At 42.1% G+C, this 10,106-nt stretch carries 11 protein-coding genes and 1 pseudogene; 3 read left to right on the plus strand and 9 right to left on the minus strand.

Annotated elements, in window-relative coordinates:
• Positions 1-442: 442 nt before the first annotated feature.
• The 3 genes from dxs to xseB all read right to left on the minus strand — a co-directional run bounded on the left by dxs (position 443) and on the right by xseB (position 3,571).
• Complete coding sequence (gene dxs, locus ACGF5R_RS22930; RefSeq protein WP_387692892.1) at positions 443-2,308, minus strand: 1-deoxy-D-xylulose-5-phosphate synthase; 1,866 nt, start codon at positions 2,306-2,308, stop codon at positions 443-445.
• 62 nt (positions 2,309-2,370) lie between these two features.
• Positions 2,371-3,288 carry a (2E,6E)-farnesyl diphosphate synthase gene (gene ispA / locus ACGF5R_RS22935; protein WP_112879736.1) on the minus strand — a complete coding sequence of 306 codons (918 nt, stop codon included), beginning with the start codon at positions 3,286-3,288 and terminating at the stop codon, positions 2,371-2,373.
• Positions 3,289-3,292: 4 nt separating this feature from the next.
• Positions 3,293-3,571, minus strand: a complete 279-nt coding sequence (xseB, locus tag ACGF5R_RS22940) for an exodeoxyribonuclease VII small subunit (RefSeq protein WP_112879735.1) — start codon at positions 3,569-3,571, stop codon at positions 3,293-3,295.
• Positions 3,572-3,770: 199 nt separating this feature from the next.
• On the opposite strand from xseB, the gene thiI reads away from it, so the two are divergent.
• Positions 3,771-5,219 carry a tRNA uracil 4-sulfurtransferase ThiI gene (gene thiI, locus ACGF5R_RS22945; RefSeq protein ID WP_112879734.1) on the plus strand — a complete coding sequence of 483 codons (1,449 nt, stop codon included), beginning with the start codon at positions 3,771-3,773 and terminating at the stop codon, positions 5,217-5,219.
• Between the two features lie 80 nt (positions 5,220-5,299).
• Here the strand turns inward: thiI and yajL are convergent, their stop codons facing one another.
• Both yajL and panE read right to left on the minus strand, forming a co-directional pair.
• Positions 5,300-5,890, minus strand: a complete 591-nt coding sequence (yajL, locus tag ACGF5R_RS22950) for a protein deglycase YajL (RefSeq protein ID WP_112879733.1) — start codon at positions 5,888-5,890, stop codon at positions 5,300-5,302.
• Positions 5,853-6,765 (minus strand): annotated as a pseudogene (panE, locus tag ACGF5R_RS22955) (2-dehydropantoate 2-reductase). The gene yajL and the pseudogene panE overlap by 38 nt, the downstream one beginning before the upstream one ends.
• 134 nt (positions 6,766-6,899) lie before the next feature.
• On the opposite strand from panE, the gene ACGF5R_RS22960 reads away from it, so the two are divergent.
• Positions 6,900-7,391 carry a YajQ family cyclic di-GMP-binding protein gene (locus ACGF5R_RS22960; protein ID WP_112879731.1) on the plus strand — a complete coding sequence of 164 codons (492 nt, stop codon included), beginning with the start codon at positions 6,900-6,902 and terminating at the stop codon, positions 7,389-7,391.
• Between the two features lie 269 nt (positions 7,392-7,660).
• Positions 7,661-8,926, plus strand: a complete 1,266-nt coding sequence (locus ACGF5R_RS22965; RefSeq protein ID WP_387692894.1) for a tyrosine-type recombinase/integrase — start codon at positions 7,661-7,663, stop codon at positions 8,924-8,926.
• Between the two features lie 135 nt (positions 8,927-9,061).
• Here ACGF5R_RS22965 and ACGF5R_RS22970 read toward each other — a convergent pair whose 3' ends face one another.
• From ACGF5R_RS22970 to ACGF5R_RS22985, 4 genes are all read right to left on the minus strand, one after another.
• Positions 9,062-9,385 carry a hypothetical protein gene (locus tag ACGF5R_RS22970; protein WP_387692368.1) on the minus strand — a complete coding sequence of 108 codons (324 nt, stop codon included), beginning with the start codon at positions 9,383-9,385 and terminating at the stop codon, positions 9,062-9,064.
• Positions 9,375-9,695 carry a hypothetical protein gene (locus ACGF5R_RS22975; protein ID WP_387692896.1) on the minus strand — a complete coding sequence of 107 codons (321 nt, stop codon included), beginning with the start codon at positions 9,693-9,695 and terminating at the stop codon, positions 9,375-9,377. Before ACGF5R_RS22975 ends, ACGF5R_RS22970 begins: the two co-directional genes overlap by 11 nt.
• Positions 9,673-9,918, minus strand: coding sequence for a Lar family restriction alleviation protein (locus ACGF5R_RS22980; RefSeq protein WP_387692899.1), 246 nt, complete (start codon positions 9,916-9,918; stop codon positions 9,673-9,675). Before ACGF5R_RS22980 ends, ACGF5R_RS22975 begins: the two co-directional genes overlap by 23 nt.
• Positions 9,911-10,106: hypothetical protein (locus ACGF5R_RS22985; protein ID WP_387692902.1), on the minus strand; the 196-nt coding region annotated here is incomplete at its 5' end. The genes ACGF5R_RS22980 and ACGF5R_RS22985, both read right to left, overlap by 8 nt.

Here is a 10,106-nt window from a genome sequence, read left to right on the forward strand (position 1 = left end):
TTATTTACTTATTTACTTATTTACTTATTTACTTATTTACTTATTTACTTATTTACTTATTTACTTATTTACTTATTTACTTATTTACTTATTTACTTATTTACTTATTTAATCCTTGTACGTCATTTTTTGCGAGTTATCTATGTTTCATTTACAACAATTATACCTAAAGATATAATTATTGTTTTTAAATCAATAGGTTATTGTTTAATTGATAATGAATTTATATTTGTTATAAAAAATAAAATTTACAAAGATATTAATTATAATATGCCAAATTTTCATAATTAGTATGAAGATTGTATTTGTTTTTATCAATAAATAAATTATATAGTTAATTAACTGTGTTGCTATATATAATAGTAAGGATAATAGGATAAATACCCTATTACCCTATTACCCTATTACCCTATTACCCTATTACCCTATTACCCTTATACACTCAGGAAAATAGCCTTTTATTGATGCTATTTTGAATACCTGCGGCATCAAGCCCTAAATCCGCTCTGATTTCTTCTTGACTACCTTGTGGTATAAATTGGTCAGGCAAGCCAATATTTAGAATTTGCACTAGGCGGCCTTCCTGCATTAATAGTTCATTAACGCCACTTCCTGCACCGCCCATAATGGCATTTTCTTCCAGTGTGACCAATAAATCATGGTTATCCGCCATTTCTAATACTAATTCTTTATCCAGTGGTTTAATAAAGCGCATATCAACAACAGTCGCATCCAGTGATTCTGCCGCTGTTATTGCATCAGGTAACAGAGTACCAAAGTTCAGGATCGCTACCTTCTTACCCTGACGGCGAATAATACCTTTACCAATTGGCAATTGTTCAAATGGTTGGGGTTCTGCCCCCGTTCCGGTTCCTCGTGGATAGCGCACGGCTACAGGACCTTGCAGATAATGATAGCCAGTATGCAGCATCTGTCGGCATTCGTTCTCATCACTTGGCGCCATAATTACCATGTTGGGGATGCAACGAAGGAATGAAAGATCAAAGGCGCCTTGATGTGTCTGACCATCAGCACCTACGATACCGCCGCGATCTATTGCAAATAGAACAGGTAGATTCTGAATGGCGACATCATGGATAACCTGGTCATAAGCACGTTGGAGGAATGTCGAATAGATTGCAACAATTGGCCTGTAACCACCAATTGCCAAACCTGCGGCAAAAGTCACGGCATGTTGTTCTGCAATGGCGACATCGAAGTATTGATCAGGATATTCGCGGGAAAAACGCACCATACCAGAGCCTTCACGCATGGCAGGTGTGATCGCCATCAGTTTTTTGTCGTTAGCGGCCTCTTCGCATAACCAGTCTCCAAAGATTTTGGAGAAAGTAGGGCGGTTGTCTGAGCTTTTAGGTAATGCGCCAGTGGTCGGATCAAATTTAGGCACCGCATGCCAACTAATAGGATCTTTTTCAGCGGGGGCATAGCCACGACCCTTTTTGGTCATGATGTGCAGAAGCTGTGGTCCTTTCAACTCACGCATATTTTTCAGCGTTTGGGTCAATGTCAGTACATCATGTCCGTCGATGGGGCCGATGTAATTAAAGCCCAATTCTTCAAACAGAGTGCCAGGAACAACCATGCCTTTGATATGTTCTTCAGTTTTTTTCAGTAGTTCTTTAATCGGTGGTAGATTGGAAAAGACTTTTTTCCCGCTTTCCCGCAACGTGGTGTAGAGTTTACCGGATAGAAGTTGAGCTAGATGGTTGTTTAACGCTCCGACGTTCTCTGAGATGGACATTTCGTTGTCATTAAGAATGACTAACATATCTGGGTCGATATCCCCGGCATGGTTCATCGCTTCGAAAGCCATCCCCGCTGTTATCGCACCATCACCGATAACACAAACTGTACGGCGGCCTTTGCCTTCGCGTTGAGCAGCAATTGCCATACCTAATCCGGCGCTGATAGAGGTTGATGAGTGACCAACACATAAGGTGTCGTATTCACTTTCATCTCGCCAAGGGAAAGGATGAAGCCCATTTTTTTGACGAATCGTATCAATACGATTTCGGCGTCCTGTCAGGATTTTATGAGGATAAGCCTGATGGCCGACGTCCCATACCAATTTATCGAAAGGTGTTTTATAGACATAATGCAACGCCACAGTCAGCTCAACGGTGCCAAGACCGGAGGCAAAATGACCACTGGAGCGACTGACACTGTTTAGCAGGAATTGCCGAAGTTCATCACATAACTTCGGCAGGCTCTCTTTTGGTAACATCCGAAGTTCTTCAGGATTTTCCGCTAATGCCAATGTGGGGTATTTGGCTATATCAATGCTCATTTGATGCTCGTTAAGAAGTGTTTATTAATAGCGCTGCCAGTGGGTAAATTTACCGGCAGACCTTAGTTGTTACGTTCAATGATAAAGCTGGCAAGTGCGCGCAGCATTGCTGTGTTATAAGATTTATCTTCCAGTTTATTCAAAGCTTGTAATGCTTCTTGATACAGTTCGTATGCTTTTTTCTGTGCTTGTTCTAACCCCAATAATGCGGGGTAAGTGCTTTTTTCTAACTGTTGGTCACTGCCTTGGCGTTTTCCTATCATTTCGGTATCGCCGATGACATCAAGAATATCGTCTTGAACTTGGAATGCGAGGCCAATGGCCTGAGCATACTGATCTAATTCAGGTAAGGCATCATGCCCGCGTTGGCCTGCGCTATATGCGCCCATTCTGACGGCGCAACGAATAAGTGCGCCCGTTTTATGGCGATGAATGTGTTCCAGCATATGGAGATCAATGTGTTTACCTTCCGCAGCTAAATCCAACGCTTGACCGCCGCACATACCAGCGATACCGCTAGCGGTTGCCAGTTCGGCAAGCATTTCAAGGCGGTCTGCCGTTGTTACATCCGGCATTTCTCTTTTAGATAGGATTTCAAACGCCAGCGCCTGTAATGCATCTCCTGCCAGAATCGCGTGAGCTTCACCAAATTTTATGTGGCAGGTCGGTTGTCCACGGCGTAAATCATCGTTATCCATCGCCGGTAAATCGTCATGAATTAATGAAAAGGCGTGGATACATTCAACGGCTGCTGCTGGAGCATCCAGATTATTTGCAGATAATCCAAACAGTTCACCGACGGCATAAACTAAAAATGGGCGCAGACGTTTACCACCGAGTAAAGTGCCATGTTGCATTGTGTGAACTAGTGGATTGTCTGCAAATGCCAGTGAAGATAGTGTGCTTATCAGAACGTTATTGACTCGTTGTTGACAGATTTTAAGCTGTTCTTTAAATTGGGTTGAATTTTGTTCAGACATAGGCTTATTCAGTATCCGGGGAGAAATGACTCAGTGGAGATTGGACATCATTGTTAATCAGAATCTGCACTCGCTGTTCTGCTTGTTGCAAAGTTTGTTGCCCTAGACGGGCTAATTGAATACCACGCTCAAATTCGCTTAGGGCTTCTTCCAGTGCCAGTTCACCTGATTCCAGCCGGGCGACAATCTGTTCCAGCTCTTTTAATGAGCTTTCAAATGTCATTGCCGGTGCAGTTTCTGGCGTACTGTTTGTACTTTCTGATATTGCATTTTTCTTTGGCATAATTTTTTACTATTTATACAGAGTTCGCCTGAGAGTTGCAGACTATCCTATTACGCTGGTGCAAACAAATTCTTAACTGATTTTGTGTTTTTTCCGCGCTGTACCACGAGATAGTGTTATACTTCGCGGCCTGATTTGACAACCAAAACATACCATTAATTTTATTTATCAAAATGCCTAACCGCTACTATAACTTACTATGAAGTTTATTATTAAATTATTCCCTGAAATCACGATCAAGAGCCAAACTGTTCGTTTGCGCTTTATTAAAATTCTCGCTAGTAATATTCGCAATGTGCTTAAAACATTAGGCGATAATATTGCAGTGGTTCGCCATTGGGATAATATCGAAGTTCGTACTAAAGATGAAAACCTTGGCGCTCAAATTTGTGATGCGCTGACACGTATCCCCGGTATTCACCATATTCTGCAAGTAGAGGAGCGTGAGTTTCGTGACATGCATCATATCTTTGAACAAGCTTATGAGGCTTATGGCGAATCGCTCCACAATAAGACATTTTGTGTTCGGGTTAAACGTCGCGGTAAACATCAATTTACTTCCAATGAAGTAGAACGTTATGTCGGTGGTGGTTTAAACCAGCATATTGAATCCGCGAAAGTAAAACTCAATCATCCTGATGTGACTGTTAATCTGGAAATTGATCAAGATGTGCTGATTCTGGTAAAAGCCCGTTATGAAGGAATTGGTGGTTTTCCTATCGGAACGCAGGAAGATGTATTATCTCTCATTTCTGGAGGCTTTGATTCTGGTGTTTCCAGCTATATGCTAATGCGCCGTGGCTGTCGCGTTCACTATTGCTTCTTCAATCTTGGCGGTTCTGCTCATGAAGTTGGTGTGAAACAGGTTGCTCATTATCTTTGGAATCGTTTTGGCAGTTCCCATAAAGTCCGTTTCGTTGCGGTGGATTTTGAACCTGTTGTCGCTGAAATTTTGGAAAAAGTTGATGATGGTCAAATGGGGGTGGTGCTTAAACGGATGATGGTCAGAGCGGCATCTCAAGTTGCAGAGCGCTATGGCGTGCAGGCGATTGTTACCGGTGAGGCTTTGGGACAGGTTTCCAGCCAGACACTCACTAATTTGCGTTTGATTGATAATGCATCGGATACGTTGATTCTGCGGCCACTGATTTCTCATGATAAAGAGCACATTATCAGGTTGGCACGTGAAATAGGCACTGAGGATTTTGCCCGCACAATGCCTGAATTCTGTGGTGTTATTTCAAAAAGCCCGACAGTAAAAGCTGTTAAAGCTAAAATTGAAGCGGAAGAGGCGAATTTCGATTTTAATATTTTGGAAAAAGTTGTCAGTGAAGCTCAGAATATTGATATTCGCCAGATAGCAGAACAAAGCAATCAGCAAGTGGTTGAAATTGAAACGGTGACAGCGTTCGCTCCGACGGATGTGTTATTGGATATTCGTTCGCCTGATGAACAAGATGATCGGCCATTGCAGTTAAATGGTGTGGAAATCAAATCATTGCCATTCTATAAGTTGAGCAGCCAGTTTGGTGATTTGCCAAAGGATAAGACTTATTTGCTCTATTGTGAACGTGGGGTAATGAGTCGTTTGCAGGCACTCTATTTATCTGAGCAGGGTTTTGATAACGTGAAAGTTTATCGGCCTTAATTGTATTTAATTATACATTTCGGGGTTCCTATTATGTGAACCCCGAATCGTATAAAGTAAGATGTTTTTGTCTATTTTTTTCAATCCTGATAAGAATATACACCTAGTGGCAATATGAGTTGAGCCGCCACCTCTGCTGCTGTTGCTCGTCCTTTTAATAATTCAATGAGTTTTAATGCGAAATCGAAAGCTGTCGCTGGCCCTTGGCTGGTCAATAGATTGACACGATCATCAAAACAGACTCGGCAATCAATCCATTTATCGGATGAAATTTTGTCTTGCAAACCGGGGTAGCCGGTCATTTTGCCAGTAGGGAATAAATTATGGTGTTCAAGTACGATAGCAGGCACGGCACAAATTGCAGCGATAATTTTTCCTTGATAATGTGCCTTGCGGATTTTTTCGATAACGAGTGGATTATCACGGAAACACTCGGCACCCTGCATACCGCCGGGTAAGATGATGGCATCGAAAGATTCATCAATAACTTTTTCCAGAGGGACATCAGCAACCAGTTTCACACCTCTGGAGCAAGTTAAAATCAATTCTCCATCGCTGGCGGTGCTGGCGATCGTAACACTGATGCCAGCGCGTACCAGTAAATCAATGGTTGCAACGGCTTCTATTTCTTCACTACCGTGAGTTAGGCAGATGAGTGCTGAAGGGTTCATAATCATCTTTCCTTATGTTTTACTAGGTTATAGATACGGGTATTTTCAGGGGTAGAAAGACCATGTGCACGGGCCCGGCGTAATAAATAACCGGTGATATAGTCAATTTCAGTGCGACGTTTTGCGCGGACATCCTGCAACATGGATGAGTAGTTTTTTGCTGTAAGCTTAATCACATCGTAGACATAGGCAATCAGGTTGTCGATAGTGGTATGGATGTTTTCTCGTTGCATAACCTGAATAATTTCTTCGCACAAAATATTCAATTGTTCCGGGTAGCGAAGCAAATCGCCATTTTGGCATTCATAAAGTGCAGTCAGCGGGTTTACGACACAGTTAGCGGCAAGTTTCAGCCAACTAATAGAGAGAATTTCATTATGCCATGCAACATCTGGCAAAGATTGGTGTAATACATTAGCCAGAGAGCTAAGCCCAGTTGCATTTGACGTTGCTGAGCCAATATGGGTTAGCCCGGAAGCGGTATGATAAACCCGTTGGTCATCCTGATATGCGCCATGCGTTGTGACACCAAGAAGTATTGGATTAGGCGCTGATAATAGTTCTTCTTGGGTACCCATGCCATTGTGTAGTAATAAGATTGGACAATTAGGTAAAAGTTTGGGGAGTAAATTATTCACTGCATCAGCGACTTGCCATGCTTTCAGACAGACAATCAGTAATTCGCTGTTGGCAAGATGGTTGTTGTTATTAGTTGGGATTGGTTGGTTGAAGACTTGCCCATTCATTTCGTCAATATGAACAGATAAATAAGACCGAGAACTTTTTAGCCAACCCTGCACTTGATGTTTTTGTTGTGATAATGCTGCTAGCCACAGTTTTCCTATAGCGCCACAGCCAAGAACGGTTATCTTCATATACACCTTTTGAAAGACGCTGCCATAATATTGGATGGAAATAATAAGATCCCGCTAATCCGAGTATAGCGCTTTTGCTGACAATGGAAAGCGGTTATCATGCCAACTTATTGATTATCAGGAGGTCATGGATAATGCCATCTTTCGATATTGTTTCAGAAATTGATATGCATGAAGTTCGCAACGCGGTAGAAAATGCGCAGCGCGAGCTTGCTAGCCGTTGGGATTTCCGTAATGTCAGCGCCAATTTCGAGTTAAATGAAAAAAATGAATCTATCAAGATTGCCAGTGAGTCAGATTTTCAGGTAAATCAGTTGGTTGATATCATGCGTGAAAAGTTGGCTAAACGTGGTATCGATGGTGCTGCATTGAATATCCCTGATGATATGTTGCACAGTGGTAAAACTTACAGCGTTGAAGCGACTCTGAAGCAGGGGATTGATACCCCTACGGCGAAAAAGATCGTGAAGCTGATTAAGGATAGTAAGCTGAAAGTACAGGCACAGATTCAGGGGGAGCAAGTGCGAGTGACAGGTAAAGCTCGTGATGATTTGCAAAGTGTTATGGCATTAGTTCGTGGCGCAGAGCTGGGACAGCCATTCCAGTTTACTAATTTCCGGGATTGATTTTCCGCCTAATGGATTGATATATCTAGCCTAATGTGGAGAGGGGTATTCTGACTAGGAATGCCCCTATGTAATCACCTCTCAACATTAATGATCATCTTTAGTCATGAAAATTAAATTAACCAATTGATTTTAAATTGAAATTTATTTTTTCTCGGCTTGTCTTAGTCAGTGATAATCATAAATATTCATCTCGTGTCATGGAAAATATGTACATGTCGGTGTACATAAACTACATTAAGAGCTGTATTATTTTTGAGGCAATTAATATGGCAATTACTGATTCATGGCTGCGTTCAATTAACGGCAAACCACAAGAAAAGATGATCACTAAGTCCGATAGAGATGGTCTCTCTGTTCGTGTTACCCCCAGGGGGAAAGTTATATTTCAGTTTAGATACCGATGGGACGGTAAAGGAGATCGAATTGATATCGGCACGTATCCAGCAACGAGCTTAAAAGATGCTCGTGACTCAGTGATTTCTTATCGCGGAGAATTAGAGCAACATCGAAATCCCAAGACAGTTAAACGCGTTCGAAAAGAATCTGCATTGAGTGCGGTCACTGTGGAAAAGCTTATCCGGGAGTGGTGGAAAACGACAATGCAAGGTTCGAAAATTAACGCTGACCAGATATTGCGTTCTTTCGAAATTTATGTTTTCCCCAAAATTGGTAAATTGCCCCATGACGAGGTAACGCTGCATGTCTGGCTTACTTTAATTGAAGACGTAGCCAAACAGCTTCCATCAATTGGAACGCGTATATTGACCTATTCTAAAACCGCTCACCGATGGGCTGTTCGGCGAGGAATGACACATACAACCCCTTTGTCTGATGTAGCATCAAGTGACCTAAGAGGGAAGGTTGTTGATATCGATACAGACATTGATATCGATGTTGACACGGGAGAAAGGGCATTAAGTGAAGAGGAACTGGTGATTCTTTTTCGTATTATCAATTCCCCTAAATATAACCCGCGCAACGCATTAATAATAAAATTATGTCTGTTATTTGGGTGTCGTATTGGTGAATTACTGAAAGCTAAAGTTAATGATTTTGATTATGAGAAAAATATCTGGACCGTTCCTTCCGCAAACCATAAAACAGGGAGAAAATCCAAAAAACCTATTGTCAGACCAATCATCTCAGAAGCCAAGAAATTAATTGATCAAGCAAAGAAATTAAATCACGGGAGTGAATATTTGTTTATAGTGCTTGGTGGCAAACCTTTTGCTAAGGGATCGCATGATAGGATCATTGCGGGACTTAATAAAAAGATGGCTCCCCACTTTGATCCTTATACATCTTGGTCAATTCACGACTTACGCCGGACAATGCGCACCGGGGTTTCTGAATTAACGCCGCCTCACGTCGCTGAAACAATGATAGGGCATAAATTACCGGGAGTGTGGCAGGTGTACGATAAGCACACCTACCTTAATGAACAGAAAGAGGCATATGAGCGCTGGTGGGAAAAGCTGACTAAAATTGTTTCCCGTTCTCCCAGTCAAGAATATCCTGCCACAAAAAATTAAGTTGGTCGGATTTAAACTTGGGCCTCGGGAAGCCTTCCCGCTTTTGCTTCCCGTTGCTCGCCCATAACCTTATCGTGTGTGGTGTTACACCGTACCGATCAGCGAGTTCTTTTGTTTTGATGTATGGCGATTGATTCATTTTTCATTTCCTCTTTGATAACCGTTCTCCAAAATTATTCGTGCCACTGTTGCCGGAGTTGTTTTGTCTGACCAGACCAAATCATCAATCAGGAAATTCAGTTCAGCAGCAAGTACGGCTTCTAAGTCTTTGGGCCAATACTCATATGCAATATCACTGTAATAAGAATCCTCGATGACTTTAAGTGTCACCAATATCATATCTTCTGATGTTCTGGCGGCTTTTCTGTAACCGGCATTCCAGACAGCATCAGTGATATAGGATGGATCACCCCATGCCGAGGCTATTACCTGAGTTAAGTGGAATGAATTATTGATCATGGCTTTCCTCCTTTACGTTCCTAAGGATTAGCTTTACTTTTACTCCCTGTGATTTCAGATAAGTGTCACAGTGAGCAATGCCTCTGTTATATTCAATACCCAGTTCGTCATCATCATCACAATCAATATAATTTGGCAGTTCCACACGAACTTCACCCCGACCTTTCCAGCCTGCCCATGCAAAATGCAGTGCGTCGCTGTCACTGATGTAGTATTGGTGCTCTTCCTGAAAGAAAGCTTTTTCTAAGTCTTCCTCGCCCCACGGATAAGTTTCTATAAGCCATTTTTCAAATTGTTCTCTGCTGGTCATTATTGCATCTCCTATTCCAGGCTCTGATTGCCATTTTGTTTTGGCTTTGAATATCGTCACCATTAACAAACTGTGCTGTTTGTGCATCACAATTGAAGCATCTGACAATTGATGAGCGGTACGGACAGTCATCTTCATATTGCCGAACTACTCCAATATCTTTGCTGCCACAAAATGGGCACGGTAGCAGCTCAATTTTATTTCCGTTTTTCTGACTATTCATTTTCTTGCCCCTTATTACGTGATTTGCGGTGTTTCCTGGCTTTCTTCACTGGCGTTAACTTTACTCTGGCTACTTGCGGCGCTGGTGGCAGAGGAGGGCAAACGCCCTCGTGAATGTAAAAATTACGTTTCATGCGATGAATGGTACGCTGTGTATAGTCCCTGCCATCGTCGATATGGAATGCCGTT

The sequence above is a fragment of the Photorhabdus sp. RM71S genome (assembly GCF_042879355.1).
GTDB classification, from domain to species: domain Bacteria; phylum Pseudomonadota; class Gammaproteobacteria; order Enterobacterales; family Enterobacteriaceae; genus Photorhabdus; species Photorhabdus kayaii.